Origin of the sequence: Acinetobacter sp. YH12255, assembly GCF_013417355.1 — a bacterium.
Lineage (GTDB): Bacteria > Pseudomonadota > Gammaproteobacteria > Pseudomonadales > Moraxellaceae > Acinetobacter > Acinetobacter pseudolwoffii.
Genome location: NZ_VPEC01000014.1, coordinates 60,213 through 74,167 on the forward strand (window position 1 = coordinate 60,213; position 13,955 = coordinate 74,167).

15 protein-coding genes are annotated in these 13,955 nt (G+C 45.3%); 12 read left to right on the plus strand and 3 right to left on the minus strand.

Going from position 1 to position 13,955, the window contains the following annotated elements; all coding sequences use genetic code 11:
- Positions 1–228 precede the first annotated feature (228 nt).
- Positions 229–1,140 carry a LysR family transcriptional regulator gene (locus FTV30_RS07995; RefSeq protein ID WP_005096953.1) on the minus strand — a complete coding sequence of 304 codons (912 nt, stop codon included), beginning with the start codon at positions 1,138–1,140 and terminating at the stop codon, positions 229–231.
- A gap of 115 nt (positions 1,141–1,255) precedes the next feature.
- Between FTV30_RS07995 and FTV30_RS08000 the strand changes: the two genes are divergently transcribed.
- From FTV30_RS08000 to pcaD, 12 genes are all read left to right on the plus strand, one after another.
- Positions 1,256–2,365, plus strand: coding sequence for a muconate/chloromuconate family cycloisomerase (locus FTV30_RS08000; protein ID WP_005170827.1), 1,110 nt, complete (start codon positions 1,256–1,258; stop codon positions 2,363–2,365).
- Positions 2,366–2,380: 15 nt separating this feature from the next.
- On the plus strand, positions 2,381–2,671 hold the full coding sequence (catC, locus tag FTV30_RS08005; protein ID WP_005170825.1) for a muconolactone Delta-isomerase: 291 nt from the start codon (positions 2,381–2,383) through the stop codon (positions 2,669–2,671).
- Positions 2,672–2,828: 157 nt separating this feature from the next.
- A complete protein-coding gene (catA, locus tag FTV30_RS08010) occupies positions 2,829–3,749 on the plus strand; it encodes a catechol 1,2-dioxygenase (protein WP_005170822.1) in 921 nt (306 codons plus the stop codon).
- A gap of 74 nt (positions 3,750–3,823) precedes the next feature.
- Entirely contained in the window at positions 3,824–5,212 is a 1,389-nt protein-coding gene (benA, locus tag FTV30_RS08015; RefSeq protein WP_074382752.1) for a benzoate 1,2-dioxygenase large subunit, read from the plus strand.
- Entirely contained in the window at positions 5,209–5,700 is a 492-nt protein-coding gene (benB, locus tag FTV30_RS08020) for a benzoate 1,2-dioxygenase small subunit (protein WP_005170815.1), read from the plus strand. The genes benA and benB overlap by 4 nt, the downstream gene beginning before the upstream one ends.
- A 90-nt stretch (positions 5,701–5,790) precedes the next feature.
- Complete coding sequence (benC, locus tag FTV30_RS08025; RefSeq protein WP_005170812.1) at positions 5,791–6,807, plus strand: benzoate 1,2-dioxygenase electron transfer component BenC; 1,017 nt, start codon at positions 5,791–5,793, stop codon at positions 6,805–6,807.
- A 24-nt stretch (positions 6,808–6,831) separates the two neighbouring features.
- On the plus strand, positions 6,832–7,617 hold the full coding sequence (gene benD / locus FTV30_RS08030; RefSeq protein ID WP_005170810.1) for a benzoate diol dehydrogenase BenD: 786 nt from the start codon (positions 6,832–6,834) through the stop codon (positions 7,615–7,617).
- 58 nt (positions 7,618–7,675) lie between these two features.
- Positions 7,676–8,890: a benzoate/H(+) symporter BenE gene (benE, locus tag FTV30_RS08035; protein WP_180001386.1), complete on the plus strand. Its 1,215-nt coding sequence runs from the start codon at positions 7,676–7,678 to the stop codon at positions 8,888–8,890.
- 43 nt (positions 8,891–8,933) lie between these two features.
- Positions 8,934–9,605, plus strand: coding sequence for a 3-oxoacid CoA-transferase subunit A (locus tag FTV30_RS08040; protein WP_005096964.1), 672 nt, complete (start codon positions 8,934–8,936; stop codon positions 9,603–9,605).
- Between the two features lie 19 nt (positions 9,606–9,624).
- A complete protein-coding gene (locus tag FTV30_RS08045; protein WP_159515746.1) occupies positions 9,625–10,278 on the plus strand; it encodes a 3-oxoacid CoA-transferase subunit B in 654 nt (217 codons plus the stop codon).
- Positions 10,279–10,404: 126 nt separating this feature from the next.
- Complete coding sequence (gene pcaF / locus FTV30_RS08050) at positions 10,405–11,610, plus strand: 3-oxoadipyl-CoA thiolase (RefSeq protein WP_005096966.1); 1,206 nt, start codon at positions 10,405–10,407, stop codon at positions 11,608–11,610.
- Between the two features lie 63 nt (positions 11,611–11,673).
- Positions 11,674–12,453 (plus strand): 3-oxoadipate enol-lactonase, encoded by a 780-nt coding sequence (gene pcaD, locus FTV30_RS08055; RefSeq protein WP_180001387.1) that lies wholly within the window; start codon positions 11,674–11,676, stop codon positions 12,451–12,453.
- A 68-nt stretch (positions 12,454–12,521) separates the two neighbouring features.
- Here pcaD and FTV30_RS08060 read toward each other — a convergent pair whose 3' ends face one another.
- Together FTV30_RS08060 and FTV30_RS08065 are read right to left on the minus strand one after the other, a co-directional pair.
- Complete coding sequence (locus FTV30_RS08060) at positions 12,522–13,409, minus strand: DMT family transporter (protein ID WP_180001388.1); 888 nt, start codon at positions 13,407–13,409, stop codon at positions 12,522–12,524.
- A gap of 116 nt (positions 13,410–13,525) precedes the next feature.
- The gene (locus FTV30_RS08065) at positions 13,526–13,816 is read right to left on the minus strand and encodes a GNAT family N-acetyltransferase (RefSeq protein WP_005096971.1); all 291 of its coding nucleotides are present in this window, start codon (positions 13,814–13,816) and stop codon (positions 13,526–13,528) included.
- Positions 13,817–13,955 lie beyond the last annotated feature (139 nt).

Consider the following 13,955-nt stretch of genomic DNA (forward strand, 5'->3'; position numbering starts at 1 on the left):
TCCACCTCCATATTGTGAAGTTCATTCAATGAATGCCACAATGAAGAAGATGCAGCAGAATGTCCAAAACTCAATAGGCATGCCTTTATACCTATAAAGTCTGATTCAGGCTAAGCATTTAAATTAATTAAAAAATATATTATTGAATCGTGGAATATTTTTTAACATAGGCCGATAAACTTGCCAAGAGCTGCTGATTGCTGTTCCTCTTGAGAGGATTGATTGGACTTAAAACACCGAACGATCATACTTTAATGCTTCAAGATCATAGACTTGATAGACAGCATCAAATAGGTAGCGGATATATTCACTTTCATCCATATTACGCATGGCCATAAATACAGGACTCACAGCAAATGCATCTGCTAAAGGTATAAAGTTGAGATGGGCCAATTTAATATTTTGTGCACTTTCCGGCGCGATACAAACACCCTCTCCCGCCGCTACAAAACCGAGTGCCAGCTGCAATTCGCGTACAATCCGCAGATTTTTAGGCTCTAATCCATACTCAGAAAATATGCCGCGCACCTGGGTGGCAAAATTAGCCTTTCCCGTATTCGGATATAAAAACAACTGCTGATCGACCAGTTCAGATAAATGTAGGCTCTCACGTTGAGCCAATACATGACTGGCATGCGCTGCCACTACTAGACGCTCTTCACGCAACAACACCCGCTTTATGGCCGGATCCGAGATTCTTAAGCGGCCAAAACCGACATCTATACGGCCTTCTTTGAGGGCCTGAATCTGTTCATAAGTATTCATTTCCATCATCTCGATTTTGAGATAAGGATGCTGCTGTTTAAACAAAAACAGAATACGCGACAGCAAACCGAACAATAAAGAACCAACAAAACCGATGGTAATGGTGCGATCTGCAATGCCGATGCGCTTGGTCATCGACTTAATCTCTTCCGCATTAGACAAAAGTTTAACAGCGTGCTGATAGAAGAACTGACCTGCTTCTGTGGTCTTCAATGGACGGCTACCACGCTCAAATAACTGAATATCCAGCTCTGCTTCAAGGTTTTGGATCTGTCTGCTTAAAGGAGGCTGAGCAATAAATAGTTTTTCTGCCGCTTTAGTAAAACTTTGCTCTTCTACCACTGCAACAAAATAGCGTAAATGTCTAAGTTCCATGATCTAGAATACCTTTAAAGTATAAAAAAATGCTAAATCGATCTTAGACCAATCAACATTATTCTTTTAAGGTATATCAAATCGAAGCATTAAAGCAAGAATGTGAATCCGTATTATGTATAAGTCAGTTGAAACCTTGCTGGTAGAAATCCCGACCATTCGCCCTCACAAGATGGCTGTGGCGACGATGCAAACCCAGACCCTGGTCTTAGTTAAAATCACCACTGAAGATGGTTATATCGGTTGGGGTGAGGCAACGACGATCGGCGGCTTAGGTTATGGTGATGAAAGCCCGGAAAGCGTTAAAGTCAATATTGAAACTTATTTCGCCCCCCTTTTAAAGACATTATCCGGTTTAAATGTTGCACAAACATTACAAGCGATCAAAAAGAATATTAATGGTAACCGTTTTGCCAAATGCGCGATTCAGACTGCCCTGCTAGATATTCAGGCACAGCGCATGCAGCAGCCGCTCAGTGAAGTCTTAGGTGGCCGCTTACGTGACAGTATTCCAGTGCTTTGGGTCTTGGCTTCAGGCAATACAGAAAAAGATATTGCTGAAGCAGAAAAAATGATTGCAGCAAAACGCCATAACATTTTCAAACTCAAAATTGGTTCCCGCCCAGTTGAAGAAGATGTTGAGCATGTGCTGGCGATTAAAAAAGCCCTGGGCAAAGACATTTCGATTCGTGTCGATGTCAACCGTGCCTGGTCAGAATTAGACGCCATTAAAGGAATTCAGTTGCTGCAAGACGGCGGTGTTGATCTGATTGAGCAGCCATGTGCGATTGATAACCTCGATGCAATGCGCCGTCTCACCCGACGTTTTGATATTGCCATCATGGCAGACGAATCTTTAATGGGCCCACATTCAGCCTATGAAATTGCAAAACAAAACGGTTCATCTGTTTTTGCAGTGAAAGTTGCCCAGTCAGGTGGTCTGATCGAAGGTTGTGAAGTCGGAAATATTGCCAAACTTGCAGGAATCGATCTGTACGGCGGCACCATGCTGGAAGGTCCGGTCGGCACGATTGCTTCGGCACATGTATTTTCAACCTTTGAAACATTAGCTTTTGGTACTGAACTGTTTGGTCCTTTGCTACTGACTGAAGATATTTTGAAAACCCCACTCAACTATCAAAACTTTGAACTTGAGATTCCGAAAGGATCTGGTCTGGGGATTGAGTTGGATGAAAACAAGATTGACAACTTGCGTCGTCAATAATTCGAGGAGATACCCATGCTTTTCCATGTACGGATGGACGTGAACATTCCACAGGATATGCCAGTGGAACAGGCCAATGAAATCAAGGCCATTGAAAAAGCCTATTCCCACGACTTGCAACGTCAGGGTAAATGGCGCCATATCTGGCGAATCACTGGCCAGTATTCAAACATCAGTATTTTTGATGTTGAAAGCAATGAAGAATTGCACAGCCTGCTTCAGGGCCTGCCACTCTATCCTTATATGAAGATCGAAGTGATGGCATTGAATCGTCACCCTTCTTCTATTCGTGATGACGACAGCTAATTAAGAATATGGGAATTGGGGAATAACGTTATTCCCCCTCTCACAGCAAGACCAGAGGGTAACCAAACAAGGATTGTGGCCAGCAAGATTTAGCCAGCCAGAGCAAGCTAAACAGCGCGCCACATAAAAGAATGTAGATATACTGAGGAGTAATAGTATGAATCGCCAAGAAATTGATGCATTAGTAAAACAAATGAATGTCGACACTGCGACAGGTCCTGTAGATGAGCGTGTACAGCAAATTACTGTACGTTTACTCGGTGATCTTTTCCAGGCGATCGAAGATCTTGATATTTCACAAACTGAATTGTGGAAAGGTCTTGAATACTTTACTGATGCAGGCCAAGCAAACGAGCTAGGTCTATTGGCTGCAGGTTTGGGTCTAGAGCATTACTTGGACCTACGTGCTGATGAAGCAGATGCAAAAGCAGGAATTAGCGGTGGTACACCACGTACCATTGAAGGCCCACTTTATGTCTCAGGTGCACCAGAGTCAGTTGGCTTTGCACGTATGGATGATGGTTCTGAATCAGACAAAATCCCAACGTTGATCATTGAAGGGACAGTGACGGATACTGAAGGCAATATCATCGAAGGCGCTAAAGTTGAAATTTGGCATGCCAACAGCCTAGGGAACTATTCATTCTTTGATAAGTCACAGTCTGATTTCAACTTACGTCGCTCTATCTTCAGTGACCAAGACGGCAAATACGTTGCACTCACAACAATGCCGGTCGGTTATGGCTGCCCTCCAGAAGGTACAACTCAGTTTGTACTGGACAAATTAGGCCGTCACGGTAACCGTCCATCGCATGTGCATTACTTCGTATCTGCACCGGGCTACCGCAAGCTGACCACTCAATTCAACATCGAAGGCGACCAGTACCTGTGGGATGACTTTGCATTCGCAACCCGTGAAGGCCTGGTGGCAACTGCGGTGGATGTGACTGATGAAGCTGAAATTGCAAAACGTGGCTTAAAAGGTCCTTTCAAACACATCCAGTTCGATATTGAACTTGTCAAAGAACAAGCTGCTGCACCAACGACTGAAGTTGATCGTCGCCGCGCTAGCGCTTAATACAACTATAGAAGCGGGGTATGTTTCAAAGATATATCCCGCTGACTTCCCCCCAGGAAAGTCGGAGAAAGGACATGCCTCGTATTCCCGTAATTAACACCAGCCATTTAGATCGCATTGACGAATTGCTGGTGGATGATTTTGAATCTGGTGAATTTAAACTGCACCGTTCAGTATTCACAGATCAAGCCCTGTTTGACCTGGAGATGAAATACATCTTTGAAAGCAACTGGGTTTATCTGGCACATGAAAGCCAGATTCCAAACAACAACGATTTCTATACCACTTATATGGGCCGTCAACCCATTATCATTGCACGTAACCGTCAAGGTGAACTCAATGCAATGATTAATGCCTGTTCGCATCGCGGTGCACAGTTGTGCCGTAACAAGAAAGGCAATAAAGCGACCTATACTTGCCCATTCCATGGCTGGACTTTCAATAACTCCGGTAAGTTATTAAAGGTTAAAGACCCGGCTGAGGCAGGTTATTCAGACTGTTTTAATAAAGACGGTTCACATGACCTGAAAAAAGTAGCGCGCTTTGAAAACTATAAAGGCTTCCTGTTTGGTAGTTTGAATCCGGATGTTCCTTCTCTGGAAGAATACCTGGGTGAAGCAACCAAAATCATTGACATGATCGTGGGTCAGTCTGAGCAAGGTCTGGAAGTATTACGTGGTTCTTCAACTTATACCTATGAAGGCAACTGGAAGTTGACTGCTGAAAACGGTGCCGATGGTTATCACGTGTCTGCTGTACACTGGAACTATGCTGCCACGACCCAGCAACGTAAAGAAAAAGAAGCGGGTGACAATATCCGTGCCATGAGCGCAGGTTCATGGGGCAAACAAGGCGGTGGTTCTTACGGCTTTGAACATGGTCACATGCTACTTTGGACGCAATGGGCCAACCCGGAAGACCGTCCTAACTTTGCCAAGAAAGATGAATACACCGAGCAATATGGCGAAGCCATGGCGAAATGGATGATCGAACGTTCACGTAACCTGTGTATCTATCCAAACGTTTACTTCATGGATCAGTTCGGTTCACAAATTCGTGTACTGCGCCCGATTTCTGTCGATAAGACTGAAGTGACCATCTACTGTATCGCGCCTGTCGGTGAAGAGCCTGAAGCGCGTACACGTCGTATCCGTCAGTATGAGGATTTCTTTAACGCATCAGGTATGGCAACGCCAGACGATCTTGAAGAATTCCGTGCCTGTCAGGCCGGTTATGCCGGTATCGCGCTGGAATGGAACGATATGTGTCGCGGTTCAAAACACTGGATCCATGGTCCGGACGATGCAGCGAACGAAATCGGTTTAAAACCAAAACTGTCTGGTATTAAAACTGAAGATGAAGGTCTGTATCTGGCTCAGCATCAATACTGGTTAGAACTGATCAAGAAAGGTATTGCGTCCGAGAAAGAAATTGCAGCATCGACTGAAGGAGAAAACGCATGAGCGACATCACTTTAGAAAATATTGCGCAGTTCCTGTATCAGGAAGCACGCTTTTTAGATGATGAGCAATGGGATGACTGGTTAACTTGTTATGCCCCTACTGCGTCTTTCTGGATGCCAGCCTGGGATGATGACGACAAACTGACCACAGATCCACAGTCTGAAATCTCGTTGATTTACTACCCGGACCGTCAAGGACTTGAAGACCGTGTGTTCCGTATCAAGACTGAACGTTCGTCTGCAACCATGCCGGACACACGTACCTGCCATAACCTCAGCAATATTGAAATTGTAGAACGTGATGGTGACAAAGTGACGGTACGTTTTAACTGGAACACTTTGAGTTTCCGTTACAAAAACAGCTACAGCTACTTCGGTATGTCACGTTATGAAATCGACTTTTCAGGCGATAAACCACAAATTTTAAGCAAATACGTGGTACTGAAAAACGATTACATCAACCAGGTCATCGATATTTATCACCTCTAAGACTGTTCATACAGCCAGGTTAAGCCTTTCAGTCAGATGGAAAATTGACTGAAAGGCTCAGTTACAAAGATTTATATAGGATATTCAGCCATGTCAAACCACAATGTTGCACTTCAATTTGAAGATGGCGTTACACGTTTTATTTCTGTTTCTGACGGAGAAACACTATCAGACGCAGCTTACCGTCAAAAGATCAATATTCCTTTGGACTGCCGTGATGGTGCTTGTGGAACGTGTCGTGCGTTTTGTGAATCAGGTTCGTATGACATGCCTGAAGAAACTTATATTGAAGATGCATTAACGCCTGAAGAAGCCGCTGAAGGCTTTATTCTGGCTTGTCAATGTAAACCAACTTCAGATGCAGTATTCCAGATTCAGGCATCTTCTGAGGTCTGCAAAACTGAAATTCATGCCTTCCAGGGTACTTTGGCACGCGTAGAGAACTTATCTGACTCGACTATTACTTTTGATATTCAGTTAGACGAAGGTCAGGCAGACATTCACTTCCTTGCAGGTCAATATGTCAATGTCGGTATCCCGGGAACGACTGAAACCCGTTCTTATTCATTCAGTTCAAAACCAGGTAACCGTTTAACCGGGTTTGTGGTACGTAACGTGCCAAACGGTAAAATGAGTGAATTTTTAAGCGTCAATGCCAAAGCTGGCGACAAAATGACTTTCACGGGTCCATTTGGTAGCTTCTACCTGCGTAATGTGACCCGTCCAGTGCTGATGCTGGCGGGTGGTACAGGGATCGCGCCGTTTATGTCGATGCTGCAAGTCTTAGAAGAAAAAGGTTCAGAACATCCAGTGCGTCTGGTGTTTGGTGTGACCAATGATTTTGACCTGGTGGCGATTGAAAAACTAAATGAGCTGCAAGATAAATTCCCTTGGTTCGAATACCGTACTGTGATTGCAAATCCAGAATCTAATCATGAGCGTAAAGGCTATGTGACCGGTCATATCGAAAAAGAATGGCTCAATGCGGGTGATGTGGATATTTATCTGTGTGGTCCTGTGCCAATGGTTGAAGCAGTTCGCGGCTGGTTAGATGCTGAAGGCGTTAAACCTGCAAACTTCCTGTTTGAAAAATTCTCTGCAAACTAAGTTCAGACTGAACCGGAGAATAGAATGAACCGTGCAAAAAGATTTGAAAATAAAGTCGTGATCGTGACCGGTGCTGCCCAAGGCATCGGGCGCGGTGTAGCGCTGCAAGTGGCAAGCGAAGGCGCACAAGTCGTCATGGCGGATCTTTCCCCTTTTGTCGAGGAAGTTCTGGCTGAAATTGAAGCCACTGGCGGTGATGCGATTACTGTCAAAGCCAATCTGGAAACCTTTGCCGGCGCAGAATCTGTTGTCGCCAAAGCGCTGCAAACTTATGGCCGTGTCGATGTCCTGATTAACAACGTTGGCGGCGCGATTTGGATGAAGCCTTTTGAAGAATTTTCTGAAGAGGAAATTATCAAGGAGGTGAACCGCTCACTGTTCCCAACGCTGTGGTGCTGCCGTGCAGTTCTTCCAGAAATGATTCAAAATCAGAAAGGTACAATTGTAAACGTATCTTCTATTGCCACACGAGGGATTAACCGTGTTCCATATTCAGCATCTAAAGGTGGTGTGAACGGTCTGACCGCTTCCCTTGCCTTTGAACATGCCAAAGATGGAATCCGTGTTAATGCGATCGCAACTGGCGGTACCGAAGCACCACCGCGTAAAGTGCCACGCAATGCCAATCCACTGACTGAGTCAGAAAAAGACTGGATGCAGCAAGTGGTTGATCAGACCATTGACCGTACTTTTATGGGTCGCTACGGTACGATTCAGGAACAAGTGAATGCAATTGTATTCCTGGCTTCGGATGAATCATCGTATATGACTGGTACTGTCGTACCGGTCGGTGGTGGTGATCAGGGCTAAGTCCTGATCATGACTTTTTTAACAGGATCATGGTTTGACGCAAGGAGGCACATCACCAATGAATAACCTGTTTCACAGTTTAAAAAATGATTGGTCAATTTCAGCGACTGTTGCAGGATTTTTAGCAGTGCTGATTTCCTATTCAGGTCCACTAATCATTTTTTTCCAGGCTGCTCAACAAGCCCAAGTTTCCCCAGACATGATGATTTCTTGGATTTGGGGCATTTCTATTGGTGCTGCACTTGCCGGTATTTTCTTATCGATTAAATACAAAATACCGGTGGTGACTGCCTGGTCTGCACCTGGAACGGCTTTATTAGTCACGCTTTTTCCTGATATTTCACTCAATGAAGCGGTCGCTGCCTACATCACCTCTGCCGTGGTGATTTTTTTAATTGGGATCACCGGTTATTTCGACAAACTGCTGTCCTGGATTCCTCAGGAAGTCGCTGCCGGAATGATGGCCGGGATTTTATTGCAGTTTGGTTTAGGTCTGTTTACGGCAACCGATACCATGCCCTACATTGTGTTTGGCATGCTGGCAGTATTTTTACTGGCCAAGCGTTTCAGCCCACGCTATGCCATGGTTTGGGTATTGGTGGCAGGTGTGGTTTTAAGTCTGTTACTGGGTAAAATTAACCCGGTGAACGCTGATTTTAGCTTGGCGATTCCACAATTTATTGCCCCGGAATGGACCTGGAACTCTACCTTGAATCTGGCACTACCGTTGATTTTAGTCAGTCTTTCTGGCCAGTTTTTACCAGGCATGAGCATTATCAAGCTCAGCGGTTATGACATGCCGGCCAAACCTATTATTAGTGTGACCAGTATTGCTTCGCTTGCGGTGGCCTGTGTAGGCGGTATTACCATTGTACTGGCCTCAATCACGGCTGCTTTATGTTTGGGTAAAGATGCACATGAGCTGAAAGAAAAACGTTATATCGCCGGTATCGCGAATGGGATTTTCTATATTTTAGGCGGTTTATTTGCCGGCAGCATCGTCATGCTCTTTAGCCTGATGCCTAAAGAATTAATTGCGGCTCTGGCCGGACTGGCATTGCTCGGTGCAATTGCCACCAATATTTCCGTTGCAATGGGCAAAGAATCACAACGTGATGCTGCCCTGATCACATTTTTGGCGACTGCATCTGGTATGCAGTTCCTTGGACTGAGCTCAGTCTTTTGGGGGATTTGTATTGGTTTGGTGGCGCACTTTGTATTGTCACAAAAAGACCGTAACGCTGTTTCGCTTGCAGCATCAGATTCAAAATGAGTTTAAAGACATCCATAAGTTTAGGATATGAAAGGACCAGATTATGATAGATAAAAGTTCATTATCATTGAAAGAAGCACTCTCCCAGATCAAAGATGGTTCAACCATCATGATTGGTGGTTTCGGTACAGCGGGTCAGCCTGCTGAACTGATTGATGGTCTGATCGAATTGGGTATCAAAGACTTAATTATCGTCAATAATAATGCCGGCAATGGCGACTACGGTTTGGCGAAACTGCTGAAAGCCGGGGCTGTACGTAAAATCATTTGCTCTTTCCCGCGTCAGTCGGATTCCTGGGTATTCGATGAACTTTACCGTGCAGGTAAGATCGAACTGGAACTGGTGCCGCAAGGTAATCTGGCTTGCCGTATTCAGGCCGCAGGTATGGGCTTAGGTCCAATCTACACGCCTACCGGTTTTGGTACCTTGCTGGCTGAAGGCAAACCGACTTTAAATTACGAAGGCAAAGACTTCGTTTTAGAAAATCCAATTAAAGCAGATTTTGCTTTGATCAAAGCCTCTAAAGGCGACCGTTGGGGCAATCTGGTATATCGCAAATCTGCCCGTAACTTTGGCCCGATCATGGCGATGGCCGCAGATATCACCATTGCTCAGGTGTCTGAAGTCGTGGAACTCGGTGCACTGGATCCAGAGCACATCATTACCCCTGGAATTTTTGTTCAACACGTTGTTCAAGTTAAACCTGCACAATAATTGGCATCGGAGATAAATAATGAGCTATAGCAAACTGACCCGTGACCAGATCGCTGAACGTGTGGCACAAGACATTCCTGATGGTGCTTATGTCAACCTGGGCATCGGCTTGCCAACCAAAATTTCCAGCTACCTGCCTTCAGATAAAGATGTATTCCTGCATTCTGAAAATGGCCTGTTGGCTTTTGGTCCTCCTCCTGCTGAAGAAGACCGTGATCCAGAGCTGATCAATGCTGGTAAAGAATTCGTAACCTTACTGGAAGGGGGTTCATTCTTCCATCATGGTGATTCCTTCGCGATGATGCGTGGCGGTCATTTAGACATCGCGGTATTGGGTGCCTTCCAGATTGCTGAAAATGGTGATCTGGCCAACTGGCATACTGGCGCACCGGATGCGATTCCGGCTGTGGGCGGTGCAATGGATTTGGCTGTGGGTGCCAAGAAAGTTTTCATCACCACCGATCACGTCACGAAGAAAGGCGAGCCAAAAATTGTGGCTGAACTGTCTTATCCGGCGACTGGTTTGAAATGTGTGGATCGTATCTATACCGACCTGTGTGTGATTGATATCACCAGCGAAGGCATGAAAGTGATTGAGAAAGTCGAAGGTCTGTCATTCGAAGAATTGCAGTCATTGACTGGCGCCAAGCTGATTGATGCGACTCAAAACTAATTCATAAATCCTCCCTAAATCCCTCCTTTATTAAAGGAGGGACTTTCACCCTTTAAATTCCGGGAAAAACGCCTCCCTTTAGTAAAGGGAGGTTGGGAGGGATTCAAAGATTTGGAAAGTAAAAACATGAAAAACGCCTATATTATCGATGCCATCCGCACCCCATTCGGCCGTTATGCCGGTGGCCTCGCTCCTGTTCGTACTGATGATCTCGGTGCACTTCCAATCAAAGCCTTAATAGAACGTAATCCATCGGTGAACTGGGAACAGGTCGATGATGTGATCTATGGCTGTGCCAACCAGGCCGGTGAAGATAACCGTAACGTTGGCCGTATGTCAGCGCTGCTTGCAGGTGTGCCTTATCAAGTGCCTGCAACTACAGTCAACCGCCTATGTGGTTCATCGCTAGATACTATCTCCATGGCTGCACGTGCGATTAAAGCGGGTGAAGCCCATCTGATTATTGCCGGTGGTGTCGAGTCAATGTCTCGTGCACCCTTTGTCATGGGTAAATCAGAAACCGCCTATGGCCGTAGTCAGAAAATCGAAGATACCACCATGGGCTGGCGTTTCATTAACCCGAAACTCAAAGACATGTACGGCGTAGAAACCATGCCGCAAACGGCTGAAAATGTTGCTGAACAGTTCGGGATTAACCGTGAAGATCAGGACAAATTTGCCCTGAGCAGCCAGCAACGTACAGCAGCAGCACAAGCCAAAGGTTTCTTTGATAAAGAAATCATTCCGGTGGTGATTCCACAACGTAAAGGCGATCCGGTGGTCGTAGATAAAGATGAACATCCACGTGCCTCTACAACAGCAGAAGCTCTGGCAAAACTAAAACCTGTGGTCAAAGCAGACGGCACGGTCACAGCCGGTAATGCTTCAGGCATTAACGATGGTGCTGCCGCCCTACTGATTGCATCTGATGAAGCGATTGCGCAATACGGTTTAAAACCACGTGCCAAAATTATTGGCTCAACTGTTGTGGGTGTTGAGCCGCGCATCATGGGCTTTGGTCCGGCACCTGCCATCAAAAAGCTACTTGCTCAAACCGGCTTAACGCTAGAGCAGATGGATGTGATCGAGCTGAATGAAGCTTTTGCGGCCCAAGCACTGGCATGTACCCGTGATCTAGGCATTGAAGACGGCTCGGAAAAAGTCAATCCGAACGGTGGCGCAATTGCATTGGGTCATCCACTCGGCGCCTCTGGTGCACGTCTGGTGACCACTGCCTTGAACCAGCTGGAACAAACTGGCGGTCAATATGCACTATGTTCAATGTGTATTGGTGTCGGTCAAGGTATTGCTTTGATTATCGAACGCGTCTAAAAGCACGATCACTTAATAAAAATTTCCCCTCCCTTTTTTAAAGGGAGGTCGGGAGGGATTTTAATGCCAACATTTACATCTAACGATGCACAAGTTAATTACCAGACTTTTGGGGATACCTCTAAGCCTGCAATTGTGTTCTCCAATTCATTGGGCACCAAATTCAGCATGTGGCAGCCACAAATTGAATTTTTCCAGAAAGATTATTTCGTGGTGTGTTATGACACCCGTGGTCACGGTGGCTCGAGCGCACCACAAGGGCCATATACCCTGGATCAACTGGGTCAAGATGTAGTGAATCTACTGGATCATTTAAATATCCAGAAAGCTGCTTTCTGTGGCATTTCCATGGGGGGTCTGACTGGTCAATGGCTGGCAATTAACCGCCCAGAACGCTTTAACCAAGTGATTGTGTGTAATACGGCAGCCAAAATTGGTCAGGAACAGGCCTGGCTGGAACGTGCTGCACTGGTGCGTGAGCAAGGCTTGGCACCGATTGCATCGACCGCAGCATCACGCTGGTTTACCGAACCCTTTATTCAAAGCAACGCAGCAATTGTTGCAGAACTTTCAAACGACCTTGGAGCTGGCAGCCCGGAAGGTTATGCGAGTTGCTGTGAAGCTTTGGCTAAAGCGGATTTACGTGAACAGTTAAAGACAATTTCAGTTCCTGTATTGATTGTGGCAGGTCAGCAAGATCCTGTAACGACTGTTGCTGATGGTCAGTCGATGCAAGCCAGCATTGCCAATAGCCAACTGTTTGAAATCAATGCATCGCATATTTCCAATGTCGAGCAACCTGAAGCGTTCAATCAGGCAGTTCAGGCATTTATTGCAGCTTAAACTGCTCAAAAAAGGAAAAAGCCACTGATCATCATCAGTGGCTTTTTTTTATCAAGATGGAGTCAGCATTAAGCCCAAATGACCAAAATCGCAGCGATCACCACCAAGCCCAGCCCCCAATGCTCGGCACGTGCCAGTTTCTCCTTAAAGAAATATGCAGAAATCAGCATACTAAATAAAATCTCGATTTGACCTAGTGTTTTGACAACGGGCACACTCATCATGCTCATGGCAGTAAACCAGCCCAGCGATGCCATAAAGCTGCACACGCTGACTTTAAAGGTTAATCTCAAGCGTTGCCACATGGCCACTAAAGTCTGGCGGCTAAATAGACTCAGATAGATCAGCATACTGATGCATTGAAAACTGATGACCATCAGCAGTACCCATGCAGCACGATGGACAGTTGGCAATGTGCTTAGCTCCAGACTCGCCTCCCTGACCAAGAGTGAGGTAATCGCAAAACTTAAGCCGCTGCCGATTCCAATCGCTAAGGTCTGGGCAGAAAATCCACTGATCTGCTGGCCTTTACTCAGCAGGAATACAGCATAAGCACCGAGTACCACACCGATCCAGGCCAGTACCGATAAATGATCGGCTAAAAACACGACACCAATGACGGCGGCAAGAATGGCTTCACTTTTAGCCAAACCGACCCCAATCGCATAATTTTTTTGTTGAAACAGCTTCACCATCAAGGCAGTCGCTAAAATCTGGCTTGAACCAGCAATCACAATATAGACCCAAAACCTGGGAGTAAAATGGATAATATTTTCAACGGGCTTGAAGTGATAAAGACTGGACAGATAGATTATTGCAAAGGGCAAGGCAAAGATAAACCGTGCCAGCGTGACCCCCCAAACATCGACCGTAGTGCTCAGCTGTTTTTGAAATGCATTACGCCATGCCTGCATAAATGCAGCCATTAAGGTGAAAAAGATCCAGCTGATTGCCATAAAATGATTTGCATATATAACAAAAGTGAACCAATTCTATGCCTAAGTAAAAGGCATGACTAATTAAAAATGGAGTGAAGGTGAATAGCGGAAAGTTTGGATTGTTTTTAGATGGTTTAAATTTCAGCTAAGTAGTCTTTTCGCATGGGAATAAAACGAATGCCATTTTCCTCAGTGTATTCGCCCATTTCAACAAAACCGAAGCGTTTATAAATATCCAAAGCATATAAACTGGATTTTACAGTAATAGATTGATGACCTTGGCTACGAATATGTTTTTCTAAAAAGCGCCACATTTGGCGACCGTAACCTTGACCTTGATAAGCCTTATTCAAGAAAAAATGCATGAAATGTACAGGTGCTATATAAGCCACCACACCGACTATTCTGCGGTCAATTTCAGCCACATAATAATAAATTAGGACTTACGCATTGACGGATTCAAAAAAGTATTAAAATACTTTATAAAGTATCTGTGATCAGACGAATTAAACATGCTTCTACAGCAACTTGTACATTACCCATTTATATGGGCTTTCTCATGAC

Bases quoted from the DNA above. Each gene is read 5' to 3' on its own strand.
- FTV30_RS07995 (WP_005096953.1), bottom strand. From the start codon at position 1,140: ATGGAACTTAGACATTTACGCTATTTTGTTGCAGTGGTAGAAGAGCAA.
- FTV30_RS08000 (WP_005170827.1), top strand. From the start codon at position 1,256: ATGTATAAGTCAGTTGAAACCTTGCTGGTAGAAATCCCGACCATTCGC.
- catC (WP_005170825.1), top strand. From the start codon at position 2,381: ATGCTTTTCCATGTACGGATGGACGTGAACATTCCACAGGATATGCCA.
- catA (WP_005170822.1), top strand. From the start codon at position 2,829: ATGAATCGCCAAGAAATTGATGCATTAGTAAAACAAATGAATGTCGAC.
- benA (WP_074382752.1), top strand. From the start codon at position 3,824: ATGCCTCGTATTCCCGTAATTAACACCAGCCATTTAGATCGCATTGAC.
- benB (WP_005170815.1), top strand. From the start codon at position 5,209: ATGAGCGACATCACTTTAGAAAATATTGCGCAGTTCCTGTATCAGGAA.
- benC (WP_005170812.1), top strand. From the start codon at position 5,791: ATGTCAAACCACAATGTTGCACTTCAATTTGAAGATGGCGTTACACGT.
- benD (WP_005170810.1), top strand. From the start codon at position 6,832: ATGAACCGTGCAAAAAGATTTGAAAATAAAGTCGTGATCGTGACCGGT.
- benE (WP_180001386.1), top strand. From the start codon at position 7,676: ATGAATAACCTGTTTCACAGTTTAAAAAATGATTGGTCAATTTCAGCG.
- FTV30_RS08040 (WP_005096964.1), top strand. From the start codon at position 8,934: ATGATAGATAAAAGTTCATTATCATTGAAAGAAGCACTCTCCCAGATC.
- FTV30_RS08045 (WP_159515746.1), top strand. From the start codon at position 9,625: ATGAGCTATAGCAAACTGACCCGTGACCAGATCGCTGAACGTGTGGCA.
- pcaF (WP_005096966.1), top strand. From the start codon at position 10,405: ATGAAAAACGCCTATATTATCGATGCCATCCGCACCCCATTCGGCCGT.
- pcaD (WP_180001387.1), top strand. From the start codon at position 11,674: ATGCCAACATTTACATCTAACGATGCACAAGTTAATTACCAGACTTTT.
- FTV30_RS08060 (WP_180001388.1), bottom strand. From the start codon at position 13,409: ATGGCAATCAGCTGGATCTTTTTCACCTTAATGGCTGCATTTATGCAG.